The sequence below is a fragment of the Streptomyces sp. NPDC059373 genome (genome assembly GCF_042751495.1).
GTDB lineage: Bacteria > Actinomycetota > Actinomycetes > Streptomycetales > Streptomycetaceae > Actinacidiphila.
Map to the genome: position 1 here is coordinate 164,311 of NZ_JBHYXC010000009.1, position 25,813 is coordinate 190,123.

Annotated in this window: 23 protein-coding genes and 1 tRNA gene; 13 read left to right on the plus strand and 11 right to left on the minus strand. The window is 71.7% G+C overall.

The features are described 5' to 3' along the window. Window positions 1–56: 56 nt before the first annotated feature. Both ACFXJ5_RS16325 and ACFXJ5_RS16330 read left to right on the plus strand, forming a co-directional pair. Window positions 57–869 carry a carbohydrate ABC transporter permease gene (locus ACFXJ5_RS16325; protein WP_384631080.1) on the plus strand — a complete coding sequence of 271 codons (813 nt, stop codon included), beginning with the start codon at window positions 57–59 and terminating at the stop codon, window positions 867–869. Window positions 870–923: 54 nt separating this feature from the next. Continuing rightward, window positions 924–2,390: a GH1 family beta-glucosidase gene (locus ACFXJ5_RS16330; RefSeq protein ID WP_384631044.1), complete on the plus strand. Its 1,467-nt coding sequence runs from the start codon at window positions 924–926 to the stop codon at window positions 2,388–2,390. Window positions 2,391–2,436: 46 nt separating this feature from the next. Here ACFXJ5_RS16330 and ACFXJ5_RS16335 read toward each other — a convergent pair whose 3' ends face one another. Next, window positions 2,437–3,768, minus strand: coding sequence for a tetratricopeptide repeat protein (locus ACFXJ5_RS16335; protein ID WP_384631045.1), 1,332 nt, complete (start codon window positions 3,766–3,768; stop codon window positions 2,437–2,439). Between the two features lie 217 nt (window positions 3,769–3,985). Between ACFXJ5_RS16335 and ACFXJ5_RS16340 the strand changes: the two genes are divergently transcribed. After that, complete coding sequence (locus tag ACFXJ5_RS16340) at window positions 3,986–4,408, plus strand: hypothetical protein (RefSeq protein WP_384631081.1); 423 nt, start codon at window positions 3,986–3,988, stop codon at window positions 4,406–4,408. A gap of 95 nt (window positions 4,409–4,503) precedes the next feature. Further along, on the plus strand, window positions 4,504–5,364 hold the full coding sequence (locus ACFXJ5_RS16345) for a spermidine synthase (protein ID WP_384631046.1): 861 nt from the start codon (window positions 4,504–4,506) through the stop codon (window positions 5,362–5,364). On the opposite strand, the gene ACFXJ5_RS16350 is transcribed toward ACFXJ5_RS16345, so the two are convergent. Then, window positions 5,361–5,882: a hypothetical protein gene (locus ACFXJ5_RS16350; protein WP_384631047.1), complete on the minus strand. Its 522-nt coding sequence runs from the start codon at window positions 5,880–5,882 to the stop codon at window positions 5,361–5,363. The genes ACFXJ5_RS16345 and ACFXJ5_RS16350 overlap by 4 nt on opposite strands. Before the next feature lie 61 nt (window positions 5,883–5,943). Between ACFXJ5_RS16350 and ACFXJ5_RS16355 the strand changes: the two genes are divergently transcribed. The 4 genes from ACFXJ5_RS16355 to ACFXJ5_RS16370 all read left to right on the plus strand — a co-directional run bounded on the left by ACFXJ5_RS16355 (window position 5,944) and on the right by ACFXJ5_RS16370 (window position 10,923). Next, window positions 5,944–6,630, plus strand: a complete 687-nt coding sequence (locus ACFXJ5_RS16355; RefSeq protein ID WP_384631048.1) for a response regulator transcription factor — start codon at window positions 5,944–5,946, stop codon at window positions 6,628–6,630. Continuing rightward, window positions 6,627–8,006 carry an ATP-binding protein gene (locus ACFXJ5_RS16360; protein ID WP_384631049.1) on the plus strand — a complete coding sequence of 460 codons (1,380 nt, stop codon included), beginning with the start codon at window positions 6,627–6,629 and terminating at the stop codon, window positions 8,004–8,006. The genes ACFXJ5_RS16355 and ACFXJ5_RS16360 overlap by 4 nt, the downstream gene beginning before the upstream one ends. Window positions 8,007–8,170: 164 nt before the next feature. Beyond that, the gene (locus ACFXJ5_RS16365; protein WP_384631050.1) at window positions 8,171–9,670 is read left to right on the plus strand and encodes a cellulose binding domain-containing protein; all 1,500 of its coding nucleotides are present in this window, start codon (window positions 8,171–8,173) and stop codon (window positions 9,668–9,670) included. Between the two features lie 251 nt (window positions 9,671–9,921). Then, a complete protein-coding gene (locus ACFXJ5_RS16370) occupies window positions 9,922–10,923 on the plus strand; it encodes a phosphatidylserine/phosphatidylglycerophosphate/cardiolipin synthase family protein (protein WP_384631051.1) in 1,002 nt (333 codons plus the stop codon). Window positions 10,924–10,940: 17 nt separating this feature from the next. Here the strand turns inward: ACFXJ5_RS16370 and ACFXJ5_RS16375 are convergent, their stop codons facing one another. Together ACFXJ5_RS16375 and ACFXJ5_RS16380 are read right to left on the minus strand one after the other, a co-directional pair. Then, a complete protein-coding gene (locus tag ACFXJ5_RS16375; protein WP_384631052.1) occupies window positions 10,941–11,540 on the minus strand; it encodes a histidine phosphatase family protein in 600 nt (199 codons plus the stop codon). 55 nt (window positions 11,541–11,595) lie between these two features. Beyond that, window positions 11,596–12,288 carry a TetR/AcrR family transcriptional regulator gene (locus ACFXJ5_RS16380; RefSeq protein WP_384631053.1) on the minus strand — a complete coding sequence of 231 codons (693 nt, stop codon included), beginning with the start codon at window positions 12,286–12,288 and terminating at the stop codon, window positions 11,596–11,598. A 329-nt stretch (window positions 12,289–12,617) separates the two neighbouring features. On the opposite strand from ACFXJ5_RS16380, the gene ACFXJ5_RS16385 reads away from it, so the two are divergent. Continuing rightward, complete coding sequence (locus ACFXJ5_RS16385) at window positions 12,618–13,502, plus strand: phosphatase PAP2 family protein (protein ID WP_384631054.1); 885 nt, start codon at window positions 12,618–12,620, stop codon at window positions 13,500–13,502. A gap of 32 nt (window positions 13,503–13,534) precedes the next feature. Here the strand turns inward: ACFXJ5_RS16385 and ACFXJ5_RS16390 are convergent, their stop codons facing one another. Genes ACFXJ5_RS16390 through ACFXJ5_RS16400 form a run of 3 tightly spaced genes read right to left on the minus strand, consistent with a single transcriptional unit; the run spans window position 13,535 to window position 17,609 of the window. After that, the gene (locus ACFXJ5_RS16390) at window positions 13,535–14,854 is read right to left on the minus strand and encodes an AAA domain-containing protein (RefSeq protein WP_384631055.1); all 1,320 of its coding nucleotides are present in this window, start codon (window positions 14,852–14,854) and stop codon (window positions 13,535–13,537) included. Next, on the minus strand, window positions 14,851–16,425 hold the full coding sequence (locus tag ACFXJ5_RS16395; protein ID WP_384631056.1) for a hypothetical protein: 1,575 nt from the start codon (window positions 16,423–16,425) through the stop codon (window positions 14,851–14,853). The genes ACFXJ5_RS16390 and ACFXJ5_RS16395 overlap by 4 nt, the downstream gene beginning before the upstream one ends. Next, window positions 16,416–17,609: a hypothetical protein gene (locus ACFXJ5_RS16400; RefSeq protein WP_384631057.1), complete on the minus strand. Its 1,194-nt coding sequence runs from the start codon at window positions 17,607–17,609 to the stop codon at window positions 16,416–16,418. Before ACFXJ5_RS16400 ends, ACFXJ5_RS16395 begins: the two co-directional genes overlap by 10 nt. Between ACFXJ5_RS16400 and ACFXJ5_RS16405 the strand changes: the two genes are divergently transcribed. From ACFXJ5_RS16405 to ACFXJ5_RS16415, 3 genes are all read left to right on the plus strand, one after another. After that, window positions 17,608–17,988 (plus strand): hypothetical protein, encoded by a 381-nt coding sequence (locus ACFXJ5_RS16405; RefSeq protein WP_384631058.1) that lies wholly within the window; start codon window positions 17,608–17,610, stop codon window positions 17,986–17,988. The genes ACFXJ5_RS16400 and ACFXJ5_RS16405 overlap by 2 nt on opposite strands. Window positions 17,989–18,159: 171 nt before the next feature. Beyond that, the gene (locus ACFXJ5_RS16410) at window positions 18,160–18,720 is read left to right on the plus strand and encodes a bifunctional DNA primase/polymerase (RefSeq protein ID WP_384631059.1); all 561 of its coding nucleotides are present in this window, start codon (window positions 18,160–18,162) and stop codon (window positions 18,718–18,720) included. Window positions 18,721–18,738: 18 nt separating this feature from the next. Then, a tRNA-Lys gene (locus ACFXJ5_RS16415) sits at window positions 18,739–18,811 on the plus strand. Between the two features lie 83 nt (window positions 18,812–18,894). Here the strand turns inward: ACFXJ5_RS16415 and ACFXJ5_RS16420 are convergent. The 4 genes from ACFXJ5_RS16420 to ACFXJ5_RS16435 all read right to left on the minus strand — a co-directional run bounded on the left by ACFXJ5_RS16420 (window position 18,895) and on the right by ACFXJ5_RS16435 (window position 23,630). Then, window positions 18,895–20,541 (minus strand): protease pro-enzyme activation domain-containing protein, encoded by a 1,647-nt coding sequence (locus tag ACFXJ5_RS16420; RefSeq protein WP_384631060.1) that lies wholly within the window; start codon window positions 20,539–20,541, stop codon window positions 18,895–18,897. A 194-nt stretch (window positions 20,542–20,735) separates the two neighbouring features. Beyond that, window positions 20,736–21,107, minus strand: a complete 372-nt coding sequence (locus tag ACFXJ5_RS16425; RefSeq protein WP_384631061.1) for an STAS domain-containing protein — start codon at window positions 21,105–21,107, stop codon at window positions 20,736–20,738. A 106-nt stretch (window positions 21,108–21,213) separates the two neighbouring features. Beyond that, window positions 21,214–22,434 (minus strand): M6 family metalloprotease domain-containing protein, encoded by a 1,221-nt coding sequence (locus ACFXJ5_RS16430; RefSeq protein ID WP_384631062.1) that lies wholly within the window; start codon window positions 22,432–22,434, stop codon window positions 21,214–21,216. 2 nt (window positions 22,435–22,436) lie between these two features. Further along, window positions 22,437–23,630: a M6 family metalloprotease domain-containing protein gene (locus tag ACFXJ5_RS16435; protein WP_384631063.1), complete on the minus strand. Its 1,194-nt coding sequence runs from the start codon at window positions 23,628–23,630 to the stop codon at window positions 22,437–22,439. 435 nt (window positions 23,631–24,065) lie between these two features. On the opposite strand from ACFXJ5_RS16435, the gene ACFXJ5_RS16440 reads away from it, so the two are divergent. Next, window positions 24,066–25,811, plus strand: a complete 1,746-nt coding sequence (locus tag ACFXJ5_RS16440; RefSeq protein WP_384631064.1) for a putative bifunctional diguanylate cyclase/phosphodiesterase — start codon at window positions 24,066–24,068, stop codon at window positions 25,809–25,811. Window positions 25,812–25,813: the final 2 nt, after the last annotated feature.

A 25,813-nucleotide genomic window follows, 5' to 3' on the forward strand; every position in this document is an offset into this window, starting at 1 on the left:
GGACCAAGCCCAGGTCCAACGCCACCTTCACGACCAAATCCAAGGCCGGCAAGCAGATGCACGCCGGGCCGGTCACCTATGCCGTGCTGATCGTCTTCACCGCGGTCTCGCTCTTTCCGCTCATCTGGACGGCGATCGCGGCATCGCGCACCAGCGGCCGGTTGTCCCAGACGCCGCCGCCGCTCTGGTTCGGCGCGAACCTGTTCAAGAACCTGGGCACCGCCTGGACCGATGCCAACCTCAGCCAGGCGCTGCTCAATTCTGCGGTGGTGGCGGGCAGCATCACCATCGGCACGGTGCTGTTCTCGACGATCGCCGGCTTCGCCTTCGCCAAGCTGCGGTTCCGCTTCAAGACGGTGCTGCTGATGCTGGTGATCGCCACCATGATGGTGCCGCCGCAGCTCAGCGTCGTACCGATGTTCCTGTGGATCGCCAAGCTGGACTGGACGAACCATCTGCAGGCCGTGATCCTGCCGACCTTCGTGAGCGCCTTCGGGGTCTTCTTCATGCGGCAGTACCTGACGCAGGCGCTGCCGACCGAGCTGATCGAGGCGGCCAGGGTCGACGGGGCGAGCAGTATGCGGATCGTCTGGCATGTGGTCTTCCCGGTCGCGCGGCCCGCGATGGCCGTGCTGGGGATGCTGACCTTCGTCTTCGCCTGGAACGACTTCTTCTGGCCGATCATCGCGCTCACCCAGGAGAATCCGACCGTCCAGGTGGCTCTCACCAGCCTCGCCCATGGCTATGTCCCGGACGAGTCGGTGGTCATGGCCGGCGCGCTGCTGGGGACGCTTCCGCTGTTGCTGGTGTTCGTCGTGTTCGGCAAGCAGATCGTCGGGGGAATCATGCAAGGTGCCGTCAAGGGCTGAACCGGGGCTGCAAGGCCCGTACTTTCCGAACGATCCGATGGGAGCGCTCCCGTAATGACTGCGTCCGACACCCGGCCGGCCACCGCCACCGCCGCCACCACCAGCCGCCAGTTCCCCTCCGGCTTTCTGTGGGGCGCGGCCACCGCCGCGTACCAGATCGAGGGCGCGGCGGCCGAGGACGGCCGCACCCCGTCGATCTGGGACACCTTCAGCCGCACGCCCGGGAAGGTCTTCGAGGGCCAGACGGGCGATGTGGCCGCCGATCACTACCACCGCTTCCGTGACGATGTGCGGCTCATCGCCGACCTCGGGCTGAGCGCCTACCGCTTCTCGGTCTCCTGGTCCCGGGTGCAGCCGACCGGACGCGGGCCCGCCGTCCAGCGCGGCCTGGACTTCTACCGCGCGCTGGTCGACGAGCTGCTGGAGCACGGCATCCAGCCCGCCGTGACCCTCTACCACTGGGACCTCCCGCAGGAGCTGGAGGACGCGGGCGGCTGGCCGCAGCGCGACACGGCGGAGCGCTTCGGCGACTACGCACGCATCGTCGGCGAGGCGCTGGGCGACCGCGTCGAGCACTGGATCACCCTCAACGAGCCCTGGTGCAGCGCCTTCCTGGGCTACGGATCCGGCGTGCACGCGCCCGGGCGCACGGATCCGGTCGCCGCGCTGCGCGCCGCGCACCACCTCAACCTCGCCCATGGCCGGGCGGCGGCGGCGCTGCGCGACACCCTGCCCGCCCGCGCCCAGGTGGCGGCCACCCTGAATCTGCATCAGATCCGTCCGCTGACCGACTCCCCCGCCGACCTGGACGCGGCGCGCCGCATCGACGCGGTCGGCAACCGGGTCTTCACCGGCCCGCTGATCAAGGGCGCCTACCCGCAGGACCTGCTCCGCGACACCGAACGCCTCACCGACTGGCACTTCGTACGCGAAGGCGACCTGGCCGCCATTCACCGCCACCCCCTCGACTTCCTCGGCATCAACTACTACGCACCCACAGTGGTATCAGCGGCCACCGACAGTGACCCCGACAACGCCCGAAACGACGGCCACGGCGCCAGCGACCACTCCCCCTGGCCCGCCGCCGAGGACGTCGCCTTCCACCAGGCCGACGGCCCGCGCACCGCCATGGGCTGGTCCGTCGACGCCACCGGCCTGTCGGACCTGCTGCTGCGCTGCACCCGCGACTTCCCCGGCCTGCCGCTGCTCATCACCGAGAACGGCGCCGCGTACGAGGACATCCCCGGCCCGGACGGCAGCGTCCACGACCCCGAGCGGATCGCCTATCTGCACAGTCACCTCGACGCCGTCCTCAAGGCCGTCGACAACGGCGCCGATGTGCGCGGCTACTTCCTGTGGTCCCTGATGGACAACTTCGAGTGGGCGTACGGCTACAGCAAGCGCTTCGGCGCCGTGTTCATCGACTACGACACCCAGGCTCGTATCCCCAAGTCCAGCGCCCACTGGTACGCCCAGGTCGCCCGTACGGGTGAACTTCCGGCGCCTGAGGCGGGCGCGTAGAGCGCGGCCTGGCGCGGTGGAACGAGGGTGCCGCCGCGCCAGGCCGTCACCACCGCCCCCTGTGCAGGAAGTCCGCGACGCCGGCCTCGCGGCGGTACGGCCGCATGACCCGGGCGGCGCCGTCCAGCATGGAGCGGATGCGGGTGGAGTGCACCCGGCTGCCCAGCAGGTCCAGGACCCGTGACCCGGCGGCGGCCGCCTCGTCAGGGCGGCCGGCGGCGGCGAGGTCACCGGCGAGTTCGGCACCGTACAGGGCGGTGTTGCGGGCGAAGTGCGGGTCCTGCAGGCCGACGGCGCGGCGGGCCTGCTCGGCGGCGCGGCGGTGGTCGCCGAGGGCGGCCCAGGACTGGGCTTCCAGGCCGGCGAGTTCGGCCTCGCCGAAGAAGGACATCCACTCCGGGTCGGCGTCGCCGGTGCCGCGCCCGAAGAGCGACTGGGCCCGGACCAGGGCGCGTTCGCAGCCCGTACGGTCGCCGAGCCCGGCCCGGCCCCCCGCCTCGCGCAGCGCGAGCAGCGACAGCAGCCGGGGCGATCCCAGCCGCCGGGCCGCCTGCTGGGCGGCCTGCGCGGCGCGCACCGCCTCGCGGGGGCGGCCGGCGTCGCGGGCGAGGAAGGCGGCGTTGCAGAAGGCGTGCGCCTCCAGCGCCGGGTCGCCGGCCATGCGGGCGGTGGCCAGCGCCTCGGCATAGTACGAACGGGCGTCGGCGAAGCGGCCCGAGTCGTGCGCCAGCCAGCCGACGGAGATCGCGAGTTCGCCCGCCCCGGCCTGCAGGCCGTCGGCGACGGACTGGCTGTAGGAGCCCTCGTCCAGCAGCCGGTAAGCGGTACGCAGGGACTGGCCGGCCTGCTGGTAGAGGCCGTCGGCGCCGTGCCGGTCGTCGTGCAGCCGGATCGTGCGGACGGCCTCCTCGACGGCCCGCACCTCGGTCCTGCCCACCCGGTGCGCGGGCGCGGCCTGGGCGAGCGTGGGCGCCCCCAGGGCCAGGGTCGTTGCCACGGCGGCGGCCGGGCCGCCGGTCATGAACGCGCGACGCAGCACGTCGCTCTCCTCGTCGGTCGTGTCGTCGGTCGTGTCGTCGGTCTGATACGTCAGCGGGGCACTGCTTGTGCCGCGCCGCCCCCGGACCGCCTCGCGGGGTTCGAAGCCCAGGTCGCCGAGCGAGTACCCCGGGAACATGTGCCGGAACACCCGCTCGTAGGCGTAGTTGGGGCACCTGATCTCCCCGGACTCCACGCGCCCGATGTAACGGGCGTCGCAGCTGACCTGTTCGCCGATCTCGCGGGCCGCCCGGCGCACGGCGGCGGCGAACTCTCCGGGCGAGAGTCCGCCGCGCAGCTGCCGGAAGGCGGCGTTGGGAATGGAGGGTGACGACGCCATGGCCGAACTCCCGGTGCACGGTGCGGTGGTGCGGGTGGTTCGGAGACCGTACTCGCTGTCACCGGGCCATCACCGGGAGTTTGGCTACAAAAGGGATATCTCACCCTGCATTCGCCATGAAACGCCACCCCTTGCGGCGTTAGGAGGGCGTAGCCGTTGACGCGGCGGCGCGTTGAACAACGTATCCGTGGTCCGGCTCCGAGGAGGACGTGCCGTGTTGGACACCAGTGGGACGCAGAGGTCGGCTTCCACCGGCCGGCACAGCCCCGGCGAGGATCGGAGCGCGCTCCCGCCGGGCGAACCCGAGCCCTGCGATCTCGTCACCGTCCCCTCCCGCCAGGGCCTCGAGGCCGTCGACATCCTCCGCCTGCGCACCGGCGTCGGCCCCGTCCTCCACGACTCCTCCGGCGACAGCCTCGGCTTCCTCGTCCCTCCCGGCACCGCCGACGGCTGGGACATGCCCGGCAGCGCCTGCACCCAGACCAACGGCCGCGGCCTCTCCCTCGCCGGAGAGCCCCCCGTCGCCGGCACCGGCTGGCTCGTCCCCCCGCACACGGACACCCCGGTCACCGACCCGGCGGTGCTGCGCGCTGCGCTGGGCGAGGCGGCGCGCACCATCGAGCTGGTCGACGGCCTGTAGCCGGGGCCAGTAGCCCCGGACCCGCCGTCGGTGCGTTGGCAACCTCGCGTCCGTGGCCGGGTTGGGCCGGCCTCCCCAACCCGGATAATGGAGGCGTGGCAGGCAAGAGCAAGCGGCAGCGCACCCCCGACAGCGTCAGCACACCCGTCGGTGGCGGCGTTGCCGAGCTCGTGCCGGACCGCGAGCGGGCGCGGGGGTGGTCGCTGTTGATCGACGGGGCGCCGCAGTCGCATGTGGACCTGGACGACCCGGAGTATCTGGACTTCGCGTACCAGCGCAGGCTCGGCCACATCATCGACCTGGCCGCACCCCCGGGCCGCCCGTTGCAGGTGCTGCACCTCGGCGGAGGCGCGCTGACGCTCGCCCGGTACGTGGCGGCGACCCGGCCCCGGTCGACGCAGCAGGTCGTGGAGCCGGACACGGCGTTGGTGGAGCTGGTCCGGCGGGAGCTGCCGTGGGACCGTACATGGCGGATCAAGGTGCGCGGCGGTGACGCCCGGGCGGGGCTGGCGAAGGTGCCGGACGGCTGGGCGGACCTGGTGATCGCGGATGTGTTCAGCGGCGCCCGGACGCCGGCCCATCTGACCAGCACCGAATTCCTTGCCGAGGTACGGCGGGCGCTGCGGCCCGGCGGGCTCTATGCCGCGAACGCGGCGGACGGCGCCCCGCTGGCGTTCCTGCGGTCGCAAATAGCCACCGTACGGTCCGCCTTCCCGTACGCCTGCGTCGCCGCCGACCCGGCCATGCTGCGCGGCCGCCGTTTCGGCAACGCGATCCTGCTGGCCGGGGACACCGAGCTCCCGGTGGCCGAGCTGACCCGGCGGGTGGCCTCCGACCCGCACCCGGGGAGGGTCGAGCACGGGCGGGCGCTGGACGACTTCGCGGGTGGTGCGGCACCGGTCACGGACGCGACGGCCGCGGCGTCCCCGGCGCCGCCGGAGTCGGTGTTCCGTTAGCCCCCCGCAACGTACGTCTGGACCGTCGGCGGGTGGCCGTTCCAGGTGCAGAAGACCGAGGACACGGTGGTGCCCGAGGGCGAGGTGAAGTCGACCCGGATCCACTCGGTCTGCGTCCAGACCTTCATCTGCCAGCCGGCCTCCGGGGTTGCCGACACCAGCGAGGCCGAGGTGTCGCCGAGGTCCAAGGTGACCCGGCCGCCCTGCACCGGGTAGCTGTGCACGTTGCCCGTGGTGCCGGTCGACGCCGTCGCGGGTGAGCTGCTGCCCTTGGGCTGCTCCGGCGTGCTCGACACGGAGGCCGAGGCGGACGGCGAGGCCTTCTTCCGTTGCGCCGGGCGGCTGGTGGACGAGGCCGAGGGGGATGCCGAGGCCGCCACCTGCTCGGTTATGGGCAGGGCTCGGGGCGGGTCGTACGCGGTGCCGGCGAGCACGTGGTGCACGCCGAACCACGACATCGCCACGGCGGCGCTCGTCGCCATGGTCCACGCTCCGGCGTGCGCCAGTCCCTTCAACATTTGGCCTATGGTGCCTTACGCGCCCCGGTACGTGTCCCCCGAATGGGCTACCGTGCGGGCCATGGCAAGTGTGCTCGTCGTCGAGGACGACCAGTTCGTGCGGTCTGCGCTGATTCGTCATCTCTCAGAGGCCGCACACTCCGTACGCAGCGTGGGAACGGCACTGGAGGCGCTGCGCGAGGTCGCCCAGGTCGGCTTCGACGTGGTGATCCTGGACCTGGGACTGCCCGACCTCGACGGGGCCGAGGCCCTGAAGATGCTGCGGGGCATCACGGACGTGCCGGTGATCATCGCCACCGCGCGGGACGACGAGACCGAGGTCGTACGGCTCCTGAACGCGGGCGCCGACGACTACCTGATCAAACCCTTCTCCGTGGAACACCTTTCCGCGCGCATGTCGGCCGTACTGCGCCGGTCGCGGGTCCGCGAGGAGACCCAGGTCATGCGGGTCGGGGGGCTGCAGATCGACGTGCTGCGGCGGCAGGCCGCGCTGGACGGGGCCCGGCTGGACCTGACCCGGCGGGAGTTCGACCTGCTGTCCTTCCTGGCGGCACGCCCCGGGGTGGTGGTGGCGCGGCGCGAACTGCTGGCGGAGGTGTGGCAGCAGTCGTACGGCGACGACCAGACGATAGACGTCCACCTGTCCTGGCTTCGCCGGAAGCTGGGCGAAACGGCCGCGAGGCCCCGCTACCTGCACACTCTGCGGGGCGTGGGCGTGAAGCTGGAGCCACCGGAGCCGCAGGTATGAGATGGGCACTGGTCAAGGTGTGTGTGGCCGTGACCGCGATGGTCGTGGTGGCCTTCGCGGTGCCGCTGGCCCTGGTCGTGAAGGAGATGGCCCGCGACCGGGCCCTCACCAACGCAGAGCGCCAGGCGGCCGCGGTCGGCCCGGCGCTGGCGATCACCACGGACCGCACCGAGCTGGAGAAGGCCGTCGCCTCCACCCAGGCCGGGGCCGACGGGCGAATCGCTGTCCACATCCCCGCCACCGAGGGCTCCGCCGGGGTCGAGATCGGCAAGCCGCACGCCACGGACGCCGCGATGGACACCGCGTCCGCTCTCGGCCGGGCCTCGACCGTCTCCGTACCCGGCGGATACGCGCTGCTGCAGCCGACCGCCGTCAGCTCGGGGTCGGTGGCCGTGGTCGAGGTCTTCGTACCCGACGCGGACGTCACCCGGGGCGTCACCGCCTCGTGGCTCGTCCTGGGCGCGGTCGGCATCGGTCTGATCGTCGGCTCGGTCGCGGTCGCCGACCGGCTCGGCACGCGGATGGTCCGCCCGGCGAAGCGGCTCGCGGGCGCGGCCCACGACCTGGGACGCGGTGACCTCGCGGTCCGCGTGCCGGAGGAAGGGCCCACCGAACTGCGGTCGGCCGCCGTCGCCTTCAACGCCATGGCCGCCCAGGTCAACCAACTCCTCGCGAACGAGCGTGAGCTGGCCGCCGACCTCTCCCACCGGCTGCGTACGCCCCTGACCGTGCTCCGGCTCAACGCGGCCTCGCTCGGCGACGGCCCTGCGGGCGAGCAGACCCGGCAAGCGGTCGCCCAACTCGAGCGCGAGGTCGACCAGATCATCCGCACCGCGCGCGCCCAGCAGTCCGCGACCGGCGGCCCCCTGGCCGTCGGCTGCGACGCCGCCGAAGTCATCCGCGAGCGGATGGCCTTCTGGTCCGCCCTCGCGGAGGACCAGGGCCGTACGGCTCGTACGGCGGGCGTCGAGCGTCCGGTCCGCGTACCGGTCGCCCGCGCGGAGCTGGTCGCCGCGCTGGACGCCATGCTCGGCAACGTCTTCCGCCACACCCCGGAAGGCTCCGCCTTCGCGGTCGACGTCCACAGCAGCGACGACGCCGTCATCGTCCTCGTCTCCGACGCCGGCCCCGGCATCCGCGACCCCGCCGCCGCGCTCCGGCGTGGCCAGGGCGACGGCGGCGTCGGCTCCACCGGCCTCGGCCTCGACATCGTCCGCCGCGTCGCCGAATCCACCGGCGGCGACGTCCGCGTCGGCCCCTCCGTCCTCGGCGGCGCCGAAATCCGCGTCTGGCTCGCCCTCCGCGCCCCCGCCGGCGCCGGCCGGCGCGGCCACAAGCTCGCCCGCCGCCGCCGCGCCCGCCTCGTCCGGGCCTGACTCGACTGCCCGGTCCCACTTCGGGAGGAAGAAGCGGCCGGGACCGGGGCGGTGGTCTGAACCTTTAACCGGCTCCCATGGGTTCCTTAAGCGCGGCATAAGGAGTTCGGGGCCCGACCTGAACAGGACGTTTGTCCGAATCAGGCGCGCTAGCGTCCCGCCCCATGAGGAATTCACACCGTCACCGCACGGCCAACCGTAAGACAAAGCTCATCGCCGGCCTCACCGCGGGCGCGGCCGTCGTCGGTGGCGGGTTCGCGCTCGCGGGCACCGCGCAGGCCGCCTCGGTCGGGGCCGCGTACAGCAAGACGAGCGACTGGACGAGCGGTTACACGGGCCAGTACGAGATCACGAACTCCACGGGCTCGACGCTGTCCGGCTGGACGCTGAAGTTCGAGCTGCCGGCGGGCACCACGTTGAGCTCGCTGTGGAACGGGACCTACACGACCTCCGGTCAGCAGGTCACCGTCAAGGCGGAGAGCTGGAACAATGACATAGCCGCCGGAAAGTCGGTGAGCGTCGGGTTTGTGACGTCCGCGTCCACGAAGGCGGCCGATCCGGTCAACTGCCTGATCAACGACGTGAAGTGCTCGGTCGACAGCGGCCCGACCGCGACGCCGAGCAGCCGCCCGACCGCATCCGCGACGCCGACAGCCAGCGCCAGCGCCACTCCCACGGCGACCCCCACCGCCACCGCCTCGGCCACCCCCACCGCGTCGGCGACCCCCACCGCCACCGCGACCTCCACCTCGGGCTCGGGCTCCGCCTCCAACGCCGCGTTCGCCCCGTACGTGGACACGTCGCTCTACCCCGCCTTCGACCTGGTCGCCAACTCCAAGGCCACCGGCGTGAAGCAGTACAACCTGGCCTTCATCGTGGACGGCGGTAGCTGTACGCCGAAGTGGGGCGGGGTGACCGACCTGGCCAGCGACGCGGTGGCGGCGCAGATCGGGACGCTGCGGGCGGCCGGTGGTGACGTGCGGGTGTCGTTCGGCGGGGCGTCGGGCTCGGAGCTGGCGACGACGTGCTCGTCGGCCTCGGCGCTGGCGACGGCGTACGGCAAGGTGATCGACACGTACGGCCTGAAGAAGGTGGACTTCGACGTCGAGGGCGGCGCGATCGCGAACACCGCCGCCAACACGCTGCGCGCGAAGGCCATCGCGCAGCTGCAGGCGAGCCACAGCGGTCTCGACGTGTCGTACACGCTCCCGGCGATGCCAACCGGGCTGACGCAGGACGGCATCAACATCCTCTCCAACGCCAAGTCGAACGGCGTCGCCATCTCGGCCGTCAACATCATGGCGATGGACTACGGGGCCTCGTTCAGCGGGGACATGGGCGGCTACGCGATCGACGCCGCCACCGCGACGCAGGCGCAGGTGAAGAGCGTGCTCGGACTGTCGGACTCGGCGGCGTGGAAGGCCGTGGCGGTGACGCCGATGCTGGGTGTCAATGACGTGAGCAGCGAGATCTTCACGGTGAGCGACGCGACGCAGCTGGTGGACTTCGCCAAGTCGAAGGGCCTGGGCTGGCTTTCGATGTGGTCCGCGACCCGCGACAAGCAGTGCTCCGGCGGTGCGAAGAACTACGCCGACGCGACCTGCAGCTCGATCGTCCAGGACGCGAACGCCTTCTCGAAGGCATTCGCCGCCTACACCGGCTGACCCGGCCGGCCCGCCAAAAACCCGGCTGCTGACCTGGTACGCGATCGATGGGAGGGCACCCCACCCGGGGTGCCCTCCCCTTCTGTGCTCCACCTGTGCGAAACCTGTCTTTGCCAACTGATTCTACGCGTGTAACTCGGGCATTGCCCAGCAGACTTGTGACGGTTACATGACACGCGTATCACGTTCCCAGGAAGTCAACTCGCCGCCTTTCTACGCGCGTTGACGACATCCACTCCTAGGAGGAACCCGTGATTCGCTCCCCCCTCCGCCGGTTGGGCATCGCCGCCGGCACCGCGATCACCGCCGCACTCGCTCTCGTCGCCGGCAGCACCTCCGGAGCGTCGGCCGCCGCGAGTTACCGCCTCATCGTCCAGCCGGACACCAACGTCTCGGCGATCTACAGCTACATCACCTCGGCCACCAAGAGCATCGACCTCACAATGTACGAGCTGGTCGACACCACCGCCGAGCAGGACCTGGCCGCCGCCGAGGCGAAGGGCGTCACCGTCCGCGTCATCCTCGACGTACGGAAGAAGTCGACGAACCAGACCGCCTACACCTACCTCAAGGGCAAGAGCGTCGGCGTGGCGTGGTCCAGCTCGAAGTACTACTACACGCACGAGAAGTCGATGGTGGTCGACGGCACCACCGCCCTGGTGATGAGCGGCAACCTCACCTCCCAGTACTACTCGGCGGACCGCAACTACACCGTCGTCGACACCGACACCGCCGACATCACGGCCATCGAGACCGTCTTCACCGCCGACTACGCCGGCACCACCGTCACCCCCGGCGACGGCGACAACCTGGTCTGGAGCCCGACCGACGCCCAGAGCAAGCTTCTGGCCCTCATCAACAACGCCACCAGCAGCCTGTGGATCGAGGCCCAGGAGATGGGGTACAGCACGGTCGTCAACGCCCTGGTCTCCGCCGAGAACCGTGGTGTCGACGTCCGCGTCGTCATGACCAACAGCAGCGACGACTACGCGAGCGAGTTCGACACCCTCACCGCCGCCGGGGTGAAGGTCAGCACCTACGCCGACACCGCGTCGCTCTACATCCACGCCAAGGCCATCGTCGCGGACTACGGCCTCTCCACCGCCAAGGTCTTCGTCGGCTCCCAGAACTTCTCGAGCACCTCGCTCAACAGCAACCGCGAGCTCGGCATCATCCTCGCCGACACCACCATCGAGTCAGGTGTGAAGACCGTCATCGCGTCCGACTACGCGGGCGGCACGCTCTGGTCGTAACCGCCCCCCGCTGACGGTCAGTCCAGGTGCCCCGTGTCGTTCCAGCGCTCCACGGCCGGGGCACCGTACGCCCACCCCAGCACCGACAACGACGCCGGCTCGAGCCTGAACAGGCCGCCGGAGGCGGCCGGGAGGCCGAGCCAGCGGGCGGCGAGCATACGCAGGAAGTGGCCGTGGGCGAAGACGAGAACGTCGCGGTCGGCGGTGGAACGGGCCCAGTCGACGGCCTCGTCGGCGCGGGCGGCGAGGCCGTCGGGGGTCTCGCCGCCCGGGACGCCGTCCCGCCAGATGTTCCAGTCGGGACGGTCGGCGCGGATCTCGTCGGGCTTGAGGCCCTCGTACGCGCCGTAGTCCCACTCCATCAGCGTGTCCCACTCCTTGGCCCGGTCGCCGAAGCCGGCCAGTTCACAGGTCTCGCTCGCGCGCACCAGCGGGCTGGTCCGGACCTCGGCGTACGACAGCAGGTCCTCCCAGGGCGCGCGGTGCAGCCGCTCGCCGAGCCGTCGCACGGTGTCCCGTCCGGCGTCGGTGAGCGGGATGTCCGTACGGCCGGTGTGGCGGCCGGAGACCGACCACTCCGTCTGGCCGTGGCGGACGAGCAGGATGCGGGGAGCCATGCGGGAGTGCCTTCCGGGATTCCGGGTTTCCGGGACGAGGGCCCTCCATCATCCCCTACGCGGGCAGCAGGCCGCTCAAGAGGCCGTTGAGCCCGTGCTCGAACTGCGCGATGCCGGTGTCCTGGGCGGCGAGCAGCTCCGGCACGAGGCCCCTGAGCGACGGGTAGCGGTCCGGGGGCAGGTCGGAGAGCCGCTCGCGGAACTTCTCGCGTACGCCGTGTCCCTCGCACTCCCCGCTTTCCGCCTGCCGGCGGCGGACCGCCCAGAGCGCGGCACCGACCGTGTAGTGCATGATCGCGGTCTGCGCGCGGGCGGCGTCCGCCGGGCTGAGGCCGGCGGCCAGCAGGAGCCCGAGTTGGCGGTCGATGACGGCTATGGCCTCGTCGACCCGCATGGGGCGGCTGGTGAGCAGCGGCAGGGCGGCGGGGTGTTCGCTGAAAAGTCGGTAGACGCTGCGGCACAGCTCGCTAATCTGCTCGCGGGGGGTGCTGCCGGCGGGGGCCGGCAATTCGATCTCGCTGAGCAGGCGTTCGTTCACCGCGTCGTTGATCTCGTCCTTGTTGCGGAAGTGCGAGTAGACCGCCATGGTGCCGACGCCCAGCTCGTTGGCGAGGGCGCGCATGGTGAAGGCCTCGGGGCCGTCGCGGTCGAGCAGGGAGACGGCCGCGTCGAGGATGCGGTCGGGGTTGAGTGTGTTACGGGGGACGCGGCGTCGCCGCGGCGAGCGGGCCGGTTCGGTGACAGTCATGGGGGGTGTCCGGTCGATACGGGGACGTGGGCGGTTGGACAGTGGGCGGTTTGGACAGTGGGCAATTCGACGGTGGGCAATTCGACGGTGGGCGCTGTTCTGGCGGGGCGTTCCTCCTTCGATTCTCTCGCTTCCGGGAGCAACCCGGGCAATGCCCCGGGCGTCCTCCTGCTCACATGCCCAAGCCAACAGCTTGTTGAACTTGGCACCAATGGTCGGTTTCCAGGAATAACCGGGGCGGTTGAGCGGTTCCCTAGCGTACGGCGTACGGTAGAGCCTAGGACACCGTCGATCACCTTCCACTGAGGAAGAACGGGGAGAACGGTCGCATGACGATCACCGCCACCGCGCCTCGCGCCTCCGCGTACCGGGGCCGGCTCCGCTGGTGGACCGAGCTGCCGCTGATCGCGGTGGTCTACGGTCTCTACAGCACGGGCCGCCTGCTCGTACGCGGCGACGTGGACGACGCCCTCGCCCACGGCATCGACGTCCTTCACCTCGAGCAGGCCATCGACGTCGACCCGGAGCGGTGGCTCAACACCCTCTTCACCCAGTACCGGGCGCTCGGCCTGCCGGCCGACTTCTGGTATGCCTCGCTGCACTATCTGGTCACCCCGATCGTGCTGATCTGGCTCTGGCGGCGCCGCCCGACGGCCTACCGGTTCGCCCGCACCTGGCTCATGATCGCCACCCTCATGGGGCTCATCGGCTTCACCCTCATGCCCACCGCCCCACCGCGGCTGCTCTCCTCAGGGCACGGCTTCATCGACACCATGGCCCAGTACGGCTCGTACGGCTGGTGGGGCGACGACGCCAGCGCCCCGCGAGGGCTCGGCGGGCTCACCAACCAGTACGCGGCCATGCCCAGCCTCCATGTGGGCTGGGCCCTGTGGTGCGGCATCATGCTCTGGCGTTACGGGCGTTCGCCGCTGGTGCGGGCGCTCGGCGTCCTCTACCCGCTGGGCACCACCCTCGTCGTCATGGGCACCGCCAACCACTACCTGCTGGACGCGGTGGCCGGCGCCCTCGTCATGGGCATCGGCTACGCCCTCACCCGGCCCGTGCTCCGGCGCGTCGACCTCGCGCACGACGCGCTGCGGAGCCGCCGTTCCGCCCGGCCCGGATCGGGCTCCACGTCCGTGGTCGTCGCCAGCTCGCGCGACGTCGCCCCGGCGGACCCGGCCGACGCGCAGATCCTGCGGCGCAGGTCCTGAAGGCTTCGGACCGGAGGACGTAAAGCCTTGGCCTAGGGTCGCCAGCGCACCGCGTGCTCGGCCAGATGCGCCAGCACCGCGTGGTTCGCCTCCCAGCCGTCCGGGAACTTCACCGTCACCCCGAGCTGCACCGGCTCGGTCGACGGATGCTCGTCCAGCAGCTCGGCCACCCCCGCCCGGCAGACCACGATGCAGGCGTGCCGGTGCCGCGAGGCCAGGACGCACAGGCGGCCCGTCTCCAGGTGGAAGGCCGTCGCGTCGGGCCGCCCGGACAGCGGATGCAGGACGACGGTGACGTCGAACTCCCGCCCCTGGAGCCGGTTCGCGGTGTCCACGGCGACCCCGGCCACCCCCACCTCGGCCAGCGCCGCCCGGACCGCGGCCGCCTGGTCGCGGTGGGCGGTGCCGACGGCGACGCGGTCGGCGGTGAGCGGCGACGTACCGCGTTCGGAGACAGCGACGCCACCGCGGTCGAGGAGGCGGCGTACGACGAGGGCGACGGCCCGTACCGCCTCCGGATCCGTACGCGGGGTGTGCCGGGCCGGAAGCTCCAGCAGCCCCCAGCCGGAGACGGCGGCCTCGTCCAGGACCCGGTCGGGGCCCGAACCGTCCGAGGGGACGCCGAAGGACAGGCGGCGGTCCTCGGGCCCGGTGCCGCTGCGGAAGGGCGTGTACGGATAGAAGGCGTCGGAGACCAGCGGGGCCGCCGAGGCGGGGAGCCGCCAGGAGACGGGCAGCCGGTGCTGCGGGAGGCCGGGGTTGTGAGCGAGGAGCGTCACGACCGCGCTGGCCGACGGATCGTAGCTGAGTCCGGCCCACTGGTCGGCGCCCACGACGCTGAAGGGGTCGAGCTGCCCGGGGTCGCCGACGAACAGGGCGCGCTCGAACAGCCCGGCGACCTGCAACAACGCGTCCGACCGCATCTGGTAGGCCTCGTCGACGATGGCGTGCCGCCACGGCTCGACGTCCTTCACGAAGGCCCACTTCGCGGCGGTCGCGATCACCACCTTCTGCTGGGCCAGGTCCCCGGCCTTGGTCGACTTCACGACCGACGGATGGCCGTCCAGCACCTGGTCCGGGGGCGAGTCGCTGCCGTGCAGCCGCCCGATCGGCAGGTCGGGGTCGGCGGTGGCGAGCCGGTCGGCGAGGTCGTCGACCTGGGCGTTGGTCTGGGCGACCACCATCAGCGACTCGCCGGCCGCGACCAGTTCGCGGGCCGCGCGCACCACGAGGGTGGACTTGCCGGCGCCGGGCGGCGAGTCCACGACGACGCCGCGCGCCGTGCCGTACAGCGTGTCGTGGAGGATGCGCTCGGTAGCTGCGGCGGCGGCCTCGGCGGCGGCGGTCGTCACAGGTAGTCCTCCGCGGTCACGGGATCGGGGCTGTCCAGGGCGTTCAGGGTGTTCAGGGCCTCCAGTGTGTTCAGGGCGTTCGGAGTCTCCGGGGTCGCCTCACCCGGGGCCTGCGGCGGGCCCCCGTGCGTCCACGGCGTGTCCTCCGGGTCCGGCAGCTCGGCCCCACCGCGCGGGGCGTGCTCGAAGAGCGTCCAGCAGACCCGGTCGCCCTTCTCCGGGACGGACCCGGGCTCCGGCTCCCTGCCGCGCCCCATGCCGTTGACCAGCCGTACGACAGCCGCGCCGGGCCCGGCCCACTCCAAGAACTGCCCCTGCTGCGTCTTGCCTCCCGGCAGCGCGCGGAACAGCTTGGCGTCGGGGTCGAGGTGCGGGCGGTCGCCGGTCAGGACGGTCACCAGCGGGCGCGGCTTGGGGATCTTCCCCTCGCTGTACGCCATCTCCACCTCGGCGACCTCGCCCGCGAAGGCCTCGCCGGCCAGCCGCCGGCCAGCCATCACCAGCGGGTCGTCCAGCGCCTCCGCCGCGGCCAGGCGGGCCTGCGCCGTCTCGCGCCCGGCCAGTTTCTGCGCCGCCGCGACCGCGTTGTCCCGGCGCGGCTGCGGCGGCTCCCCGGCCCGGACCCGGTCCCGGTGGCCGGTGTACGACCAGCGGTCCCGCTTCCAGCGCTCCTCGACCCTGCCGCCCTCACCGAACGCCCGCAGCAGGTCGAGGCCCTGCCAGACGGCGTCCCAGGTGGGGCGGAGCTGGGAGGCGACCAGTTCCCGTATCCGCTGCTCGGCGCCGGTCAGCCCGGCGTCGTAGCGCTTCATGGCGGGGGCCAGGACCGTGTTGTCGAACACCGGGTCCGTGGCGGGGCCGGCGGGCGGGAAGAGCAGCAGGCCGTCCGCACCGCGCCCGGACTCGGCGCGGCGGGCGGCGGCCGCGCCGGTCAGGCCCTCGGGTGGGTCGATCCAGGCCAGCAGGGCGCCGAGGTGCTGGTCCTCCAGGTTGCTCTGGCCGGTCGCCCAGTGCCGGGTCAGCAGCTCGGTCATCGCCAGCAGCAGCGACGAGCCGGGGGTACGGGCCCGCTCGCCGTAATGCGTCAGCCACCGCCCGAGCAGCGGCACCCGGGCCGGCACCGGGAAGGGCGTTTCCGGGTCCTCCTCGGCGGTGCGGCGGAAGCGGGTGGAGCGGCCCAGCAGCCGCACGTAGTCGGCGGCCGCCGAATTCGGCACGATCAGCTGCGGGGCGTCGGCGCAGACCTCGGACTCTTCGCGGTTGCGGGTGGCCGGCTCGACCTCGACCTGGTCGGCGTACGCCTCGACGTACGGCAGCACCACCTGCGCCAGCTCGGACAGGAAGGCGAAGCGCAGGTCGCGGTCGCGCGGCTGCGGCACCACCAGCAGCCGGGGCTCCTCCCGTACGGTGCCGACCAGGGCCCCCAGCGGTGCGCCGACCTCGCCGGCCGTGGTCAGCGGGACGAGGACGAGCGGCCGTTCGGAGAGGTGGCGGTGCCGGACCGTGGCCAGCGGCGTGGCCCGTCCCGTCGCCACGGCCTCGGCCCGGGCCAGCGTGGTGATCAGCGACATTCCAGGGCCCCCTCGATGGCCTCGGCACGCAGCGCGGCCGCCCGGCGCAGCGCCTCCACCGCCGGGTCGGCCGGGTCACCGTCCGTGCCGAGGGCGGCCGCCAGCACCTGCTCGACCGTGGTCAGGGAGCCCAACTCGCCCCGCACCCCTCGGCCCAGCATCTCCACGGAGCCGCAGGCGCGGGCCCGGTCCCTGCAGTGGAAAGCCAGTTCGCACGCGGCCAGGCACTCCGGGGCATACGCAGCCGGGACCGCGTCCACCGCCTCGTACAGCCGGTCCTGGCCGACGCCGGGGTCGAAGGTCGTGCCCTCGGGAAGCGCGGCGGCGATCTCCTCGATCCGGGTCAGCCGGGACAACTGCCGCCGGGTCACGGACAGTTGCTTGCGGACGTCGACGAGCTGCGCGGTCGGCAGATTCGAGAAGTCCTTCGGGCAGACGAGCAGGATGTCGTGGGAGGGCCGAGCACCGCCGACCCCGAGCCCTTCCAGCGCCAGGACGTAGACGGCGGCCTGGCGGGCGGCGGCGCCGACCTTCACCGAGTCGGCCGAACCGTCCAGTATCGGGAAGGACTTGATCTCGACGACCGTCCATGTGCCGTCCGGCCGCACGGCGACCGCGTCCGGCTCCAGGTACGCCGGCGAGCCCGCCACCTCCAGCTTCAGGAGGGGGTGGTCCAGCAGCGCCCAGCGGCCCGCGGCGGTCGCCTCCTCCAGCGCCATCCGGGTACGGGCCACGCGGCCCTCGGGACCGGGTGCCGTCAGCTCGGGCAGCGCCACGTCGCCGCCTTCGGCCCGCAGCAGGCGCAACAGCTCGGCATAGCCGTCCGCCTTCACCCGCGCCTCGAAGGCGTGCCCCCGCGCGAAGGCGAACTGCGACTGCCCGAACGGCGCCGGATTGCCCAGCGCCTGTGCCACCGCGCCCTTGTCGACCCCCGCCGCGTCCAGCAGCGCGCGCCGCCGGCACCCGGGGTTCGCCGCCAGGGCTGCCAGGGCCCGCGCGTCCATCGCGCGCGGCGGCACCGCCGGGCCCCGTAGCCCGGCCAGCCGCTCCCGAAGATCCCGCGTATCGCTCACCCGGGAGAGTCTCGCATCCCGCGGTGACATTGCCTGTCCGAGCAGTGCTTTCCGCCTACTTGCGCGGGGCGGGACAATAGAAGGCGCTGACGAACCTGGAGGTACGTACATGTCCGAGCCGCACACGGCTCAAGGCGCCACCGGCGACCGCGCAGACCGCGCCGACCGCAGGATGAAACCGGCGCAGCTGCTCTTCGAGCCTGCCGCGACCGTCGAGGACGAGGAGCACTTCTTCAACCTGGAGTCGATGGACGACCCCCGGCAGCTGCTGACCCGGTCGACGGAGCTGGCGCTGGCCTTCCGCGCGGCGGCGGACCGGGCGAGCGAGTACCAGGCCATAGCGGCGGCGCAGCTCGCGGACCCCAAGCGCTTCGACCGGCTGACCCCGGCGACGATCGGCGAGCGGGCCGGGTGGACCGAGGACTACGCCCGGAAGATGGTGGAGTTCGGCCAGAGCCTGCTGCGTGACGGCGGCCCGTCCCAGGCGTAGAAGTCCGGGCCCGGTAGTCCGGGCGGAAAAGCGGCTCGCCGGCCCACAAGCCGGCGGAAACCCACCTCTGGCATATGCGTTCGGGTCAAGATACCCGCCTCTCGACCGCGGTGTACCGTATTCGTCCGATTCGCAGTGACGAATCCCTCACAGCCGGTAGTCGTATATGTCATGAGTGATTGGCAGTGGCACACATGGCCCGGTGACAGAACCGACTCCGATCCGCACCACACCGAGTACGTCACCCCGGAAGGCGCCGCCTGGCTGGCCTCCGCCAGCGCCTTCCCGCGCAGTGTCCAGGCGCTCTGGTCGGCTCGCCCCACGGCGCCGAGCGTGCTGCCCTGCGGTACGGCCTTCGACGTCGTGAACCTGCCCGTGCTCTTCGGACGCCGCGTCCTCGAAAAGCTCTGGGCGTCGGGCCCCGGCTCCGGCCCCGCCGCCGTGCACCGCGGCCGCGTCCTGCTGCTCGTCGCCCCGGGCACGGCCCAGCGGCTGCCCTCCCTGCTGACCTGGGAGGAATGGGGCCGCCGGGTGCCGCCCCTGATGTGCCACGGGTCCGGCGACGCGGTGACCATACCCCCGCTCCAGGGCGCCGAACGCTCCCGCTGGATCGTCGCCCCCGACACCCGCCACCCCTGGCTGCCGGGGCCCGACGTGCTGCTCTGGGCGTGCGTCCGGGCCGTCCGGGCCGAGGCGGAAACAGATTTTTCCCCCGCCGGGGCCGGATGCTAGGGTGTACGACGTCAGCGAGCGCCGCTAGCTCAACTGGCAGAGCAGCTGACTCTTAATCAGCGGGTTGGGGGTTCAAGTCCCTCGCGGCGCACTTACGGTGAACAAAGACCGTTGACCAGGGCGTTCTTCCTTTCGGGAAGAACGCCCTGGGTCGTTTGAAGAGAGGCTCGCGGATCAGCCGAGCTCTGCGGCGATGAAGTTGGCGCCGTTGTAGGAGCCCCAGCCGGTGACCTTGTCATAGCCGGTGGCGGCGCTGAAGGAGCCGTTGCTGCCGCTGGTCACGTCGTGGAAGGCCGAGCTGTAGCTGGACGACGACGCCAGGGTGTAGATGGTGGAGTTGGCGTAGCCGAAGGCCGTGGAGACCTCGCTGTTGTAGACGGCGGTGAAGGCCGCCCAGTTCGGGGCCGCGCCGCTGGTGCCGCCGATCACGCCCCAGGAGCCGCCGCTGTAGACCGCCCAGCCGGAGGCCGGGTCGGCGTCGGCGGCGACGTCGGGGACGGCGCGCTTGGTGCCGGTGTTCACCGAGGACTGGTAGCTGGGGGTGGCGAAGAGGGTGGAGACACCGCCGCCGCTGCCGGTCCAGCCGGTCTCCTTGGTGTACGTACCCGTGGAGGTGGTGGTGAGCTTGGTGCCGCCGGTGCCGGTGACGTAGGGGTCGGCGGCCGGGAAGTCGACCGACGTGCCGCCGGTGCCGGCGTCGTCGGAGCCGTTGTCGCCGGAGGCGGCGTAGACGGACTGGCCCTGGGCGGCGGCTTCCTTGAAGTCGGTGTTCAGGGCGGTGCGGTTGGAGCTGGTCTCGCCGGACTCGTTGATGCCCCAGCTGATCGAGATGACCGGCACGTTGTCGCTGACCAGCTTGGCGTAGACCGCGGTCTCACCGGCGTCGCTGTTCGGGGCCTCGTACACCTTGATGTCGGCGCCGGGGGCCAGGGCCTGGACGACCTCGATGTCCAGGTCGACCTCGTCCTGACCGGAGGTGTCGGTGGTGCCGCCCGCGGCGTTGACCACGGTCGGGGTGGACGGGCTCAGCGAGAACTGGCTGTCGTACGTGTCGACGTCCGACTGGTCGAAGGCGGAGAACTCCAGCAGGCCGACGGTGGAGCCGGTGCCGTCGTAGCCGGCGCTGATGGTGGAGGTCAGGTTGTACGCCTTGCGGGCCTTGGTGGGCGTGAGGCCGCTGACCGCCTTGCTGGAGGCGTGCGGGGCCTTCTGGGTGTTGTGGTGGTACTTCGCGTAGTCGTTGAGACCCGAGACGTCGGCGATCTCCGGGGCGAGGTCGGCCGGGAGCGTGGGGGCGGCGCTGTTGGCGAAGTAGGTGTGCTTGCCGCTGTTCTCACGGTACTTGGCGAGTGTGGTGCCGAAGGCCTTCTCGACCTTGGCCGCGCTGCCGCTGACGCCGAGGGAGAGGTGGTTGGCGCTGACCGTGCCGACGGTCAGGCCCTGGCCCTTGAGGTACTTCGTGGTCTTGGCGATGGTCGTGGCCGTGGCGCCGTAGCGGGAGGCGAACTGCTTGACCGTCAGGTAGTGCTTGTACTGGGTGGCCTTGGGGTCGGCCACCTTGGCTATGAAGGTGTCCAGCGCGGTCTGGTCGCGGGGCGTGAAGCTGACGGTGACGGCGACCTTCTTGGACGCGGCGACCTTGCCGGTCTCGGTGGAGTGGGCCACCGCCGCGACCACGTCGTGGCTCAGGGCCACCCGGGCGCTCACCGGGGCGGCGAAGGCGCTGCTGAAGGCGAAGGCCGCACCCGTGGCCGACACGGCCAGGGCCACCACCCCGGCCACGGCTTTCTTGCGGGACCTGCGGTGCTTACGGGTCGTCATGGCACTCTCCGTTTGGTGTGTGGGGGTGCTCAGGGCGTTGCTCTGTCCCCTGAGGTGCGCCAAACGTAGAAAACCGGACCCCTTGGCCGTAAGGGGGGAATCCCCTGCGGGAGTTGTTAATTCCGCTTACCGGACCCTGCGCCGCAGCGGCCGGGTTATCCCTCGGAACCGAAGAGACCCGGGAAGCGTCCCCCTCAGGCGATCGCGTCCTTCGGCTGCTGGGCGATCGCCGAGGCGAGGTCGTCGAAGAGCTCGAAGGTGCCGGCCAGCGCGGTCAGCCGGAGCAGCCGCCGGAAGGCGGGGTCGTGGCTGACGAGGCGCAGCCGGCCGCCGCTGCGGGCGGTGCGGGACTGGACCCGGCAGAGGACGGACAGGCCGCAGCAGTCGACGAAGGTGACCTGGCGGAGGTCGAGGACCAGATCGGGGCGCGGGGCCCGGGCGAGGGATTCGAGGTGGTCCGTGATCCGGGTCTTGGCAACGATGTCGAGCTCACCGCGCAGTTCGACCACCGTGATGGCGCCGACCAGTCTCTCGGCGACGACGAATCCCGGTTGGACATCGGACATGGCGGCCCCCACTCACGGCGCTGCGCGTATCTACGTGGCATACCCACTTGGCGCCGTCCGAGTCAACATCCGTTCATTCAAAGGCGATTCACAGGCCTCGGCCGTTTCAGGAGTCGCGGTGTATCCGTACCCTCCAGCCGCCCGCAGCGTCCCGGCCCAGCACCTCCACCGTGAGCCCGGCGTCGGGGGCCCGGAAGCGCTCGCCGGTGCGGAAGGGCGCGTCATTGAGGGAGTTGAAGGCGCCGCTGCTGAAGTCGCAGGCGGCGGTGCCCGGGTGGGCGTCCCGGACGGTGATCGGGCCCCGTCCGGTGGCGACGTCCGTACGCACCTCGTAGACGAGGACGCCCTCGCGGCAGGCCTCGCCGTCGTTGCCGCGGGCGGTCCGGGCCTCGAGCACGTAGGCGCGGGTGCGGCCGAAGGGGACGACGACGGCCTTACGGCCACCGCGGGTCTCTATCGGGCTGAGCGCGTAGGTCTGCTCGCGCGGGCCGGGCCGCAGGCAGGCGACCTGGGAGTCGAGCAGCCAGCCGAGGCGCCATTTGTGCCAGGCGAAGAGGTCGCCCTGCAGGCCCCAGTCGAGGGACATGCTGTCCCACTGGCCGGCGAGGTTGTCGGTGCGGGCGAAGTTGTCGACGGCGTAGAGGTCGGGCAGCCCGAAGACGTGGCCGTTCTCGTGGCTGAGGACACGGGCGCCGGACTGGTCGTGGCCGTAGATGACCGACACCCGGTCGAGCCGGGCACCCTCGTCGGTGGTGGCGGCCGACGCCCCGGTCCAGGTGACGGAGAGGACCGCCTCGTCGGCGGGCGGGCCCGCGTTGGGGGTGACCAGTATGTTGACGAGGTCGTAGCCCCGGAAGTCGATGCCCCGGTCGGCGGCGCGCAGCAGGTCCCGCATCATCGCGGTGTGCGCGCTCCATCCGTAGCCGCGCCGTCCTATTCCGTACGAGGAGAAGGGGCGCGGCATGCGTATGTAGTGCAACACCGGCGTGGACTCGTACCGCAGCCGGCCGTAGCTGGCGCGGGCGAACCAGTCGCGGACGGCGGGGAAGAACTCCCCGTACCGCTCGCGGGCGCTGTACGGGGCCGGGGCGTCGGGGAAGTCCACCATCAGGGTCAGCGCGCGTACGACCCCCGTGGACCGGGCGTACTCCCGGTCCCGCCCGTCGGTGAAACCCTCCGACATCGAGGTGCCCGGCGCGGCCCGCAGCGCGCACGGCCTGGTGACGGGCGGCGGGGCGGCGGCGGGTTTCCCGGGCCCGACGCCGTTGAGGCCGCCGGTCGCCACGAGGGTGACGGCCGCCAGGGCGGCCGCCTTGCGCCGGGCCACCGCTAGCCGCCGACCGTGACCTTGACGGTCCACGCGCCGTCGGGCGCGTGGTCGGTGACGGTGACCCGGACCGTGCTGCCGGGCCCGGCGTAGCCGTCGTACGAGAAGGTCTCGCCGAGGCCCAGCGGCGCGTCCGCCAGCGGTGGGAAGACCGAGGTGTTGAGGCAGGCCTCGGTGCGCGGGTGGGCGTCGAGGACGTCGATCGGGCCTTCCCCGGAACCGACGTCGGACCGCACGAGGTAGAGCAGCACCCCGTGTGTGCAGGCGAGCGCGTCGTTGCCCTGGCCGCCGCGCGCCTCGATGGCCAGGACGGAGTCGGCGCCGGTCGGGACGACGACCAGCTTGGTGCCGCCGCCCGGCACCTCGGACGGGCTCAGCTCGTGCCAGCTGGTGCCGGCCCGGGACACGCAGTGCACCTGGTCCGCGCCGAGCCAGCCGAGGCGCCATTTGTGCCAGGCGAAGGGATCGGGGGCGAGGCCGAACTGATTGCCCATGAGGTCCCAGTCGCCGACGTGGGTGTCCCAGTCGGCGGTGCTGCCGGCGGGCGGCCGGTAGTAGAGGTCGGGCAGGTCGAAGGCGTGGCCGGTCTCGTGGGCCAGCACATTGCGGTCCGGCGGGTGGTGTTCGAAGACGGTGACCAGCCGCCGCAGTGCCACTCCGTCGGCGTGGATGGGCGAGGCGAGGTTGACGACCTTGGTGGCGTCGGCGTCGACGCCGGGCGCGTCCGGGTCGGCGACCAGGTAGACGACCGAGTACTTCGTGAAGTCCACCGCGCCGTCCGCCGCCGCGACGGCGTCATGCAGATAGCGGCTGCGGCCGGCGTCGTTCCAGTCCCGGCTTATCCCGTACGAGGCCGAGGGCCGGGGCATCGGCAGCCAGCGCCGTACGGGGTGCACCCGCAGCCGGAACCGCCCGTAGGAGGCGCGCTCGAAGAACCGGGTGGTCGCCGGGAAGTGGTCGGCCATCACCTCACCGGTGCTCAGCCTGGGCGTGGAGTCGGGGAAGGAGAGGAAGACCATCACCGCGTCGAGGTCCTTGTGGGGGCGCGGATAGCCGGAGTCCCAGCTGTTGACGCCCTCGGAGTGGTGCACCGCGGTCCGGGTGAGCACACAGGGGCTGCCGGACGAGGCGGTGGCCGGGCCCATGACCAGGGTCCACGCCACGACGGCGGCGAAGACGGTCGCCGCCGCTGCCACGGCGCGCACGACACGCCGAGGAATCCGATGCGCACGTATGGGTACGCCTGGTCGCCGCACGTGGACCTCCCGGACGGAGTCGGGACACCCACATCACGTTGCTATGGTTCGCGGCGGTTTGCCCTGCTGTGCTGCTCCAGCCGGGTTACTCTCTGATCACCCTCCGATCACTACGGTACGTAATGAGCACCGAAGAATGATCCATTGGATTCAGAATGGGGCGCGAATCCGATCGTACGAAATCTCACGTGCCGAGAATCACCACTACGGCGGTGGTCCCGGCAATCCCCGAGCCTCTATGATCGGCGCATTTCCGGTATGAATACCGCCTCTTGGGCGGCCATTCGTTCCCTCGACGGCCAGGTGTACGAGACGACTTGTGATACGGGAGCAGCTATGGGCGGACCTATGGGCAGCCCTGGAGTGGGCCCCGAAATGCCGGTACCGACCGTCACTCACCGTAGCGCTACGGCCCCGGAAAGGACCGAAGGGACCGAGGCACGCGATTACCGTGCCGCCTTCGCCGTCGCCCGGCTGCCGATGGCCCTGGTCGGCCGCGACGGCCGCGTCCTGGAGGCCAACCCGGCGCTCGGCGCGCTCCTCGGCGCCGACCCGGTGCGGCTCACCGCCCTGGCCGCCGCCGAGCTGACCGGGATCTCCGGCGACGAACGACTCGGGGCCGAGTACGCCGACGTCCTGGACGGCCGGAGCGAACAGCTGCGCTGCACCCGGCCCGTACGCACCCGGGACGGCCGGACCGTGCGGGCCGAGGTGACCGTCACCCGGGTGCCCGGCACGGCCGGCGGGAATGTGCTGCTGTCCGTCGAGGACCTCGGCGAGCGCCACGAACTGCGCGAACAGCTACGGCACCTGCGGATGCACGACCCCGTGACCAAGCTCCCCAACCGGGCCCTGTTCTTCGAACGGCTGGCCGCCGCCCTGGAGCGGGCCGACGAGGGGACCGGCCGGGTCGGCCTGTGCTACCTGGACCTGGACGGCTTCAAAGCCATCAACGACACCCTCGGCCACCGCATCGGCGACCGGCTGCTGGCCGCCGTCGCCGGCCGGCTGGACGACTGCGCGGCCCGGCTCGGACGCGGCCGGCACCTCGTGGCCCGGCTCGGCGGCGACGAGTTCGCCATCCTGGTGGAGGGTTCCACCGGCACCGGCCAGGCCACCGCGCTCGCCGAGTCCGTACTCGCCGCCCTGCAGCGCCCCTTCGACCTCTCCGGGCAGCGGCTCACCGTCTCCGCCAGCATCGGCGTCGTCGAGCGGGAGGCCTCCGGGACCACGGCCACCGGCGTCATGCAGGCCGCCGACACGACCCTGTACTGGGCCAAGGCCGACGGCAAGGCCCGCTGGACGCTCTTCGACCCCGAGCGCAACGCCCACCGGATGACCCGACAGGCCCTGTCCAGCACCCTGCGACAGGCCGTCGAACGCGGGGAGTTCGTGCTGGAGTACCAGCCACTCGTCGCGATGGGCAGCGGGAGCGTACGGGGCGTCGAAGCGCTCGTACGGTGGCACCATCCGCACTTCGGACTGCTCGGGCCGAATCGGTTCATCTCCCTTGCGGAGGAGAACGGTTCCATCGTCCAGCTCGGGCGCTGGGTCCTTGCCGAATCGTGCCGCCAGGCCCGGCAGTGGCAGAAGGACTACCCCGACGACCCGCTGTTCGTGAGCGTCAACGTCGCCGTCCGCCAGGTCTGGGACTCCGACCTGGTGGCCGATGTCGCCGAGATCCTCGACGACACCGGCCTCCCGCCCGAACTGCTCCAGCTCGAACTCACCGAGTCCGCCGTCATGGGCTCCGCAGGCCGGCCTCTGCAGGCACTGCACGCCCTGCACGAGATGGGCGTACGGATCGCCATCGACGACTTCGGCACCGGCTACTCCAACCTGGCCTACCTCAGCCGCCTCCCGGTCTCCACGCTCAAGCTCGACGGCTCCTTCGTCCACGGCTTCCGGGCCGACCAGCACCCGAATCCGGCCGACGAGACGATCGTGGAAGCCCTGGTCCAGCTCGCCCACCGGCTCGGCCTGACCGTGACGGCGGAGTGCGTCGAGAACGCCGAACAGGCCGAGCGACTACGCCGCATCGGCTGCGACACGGGCCAGGGATGGTTGTACTCCCGCCCGGTCGCAGCCGAACGCATCGCGGCGCTGCGGCGTGACCGCTAGGG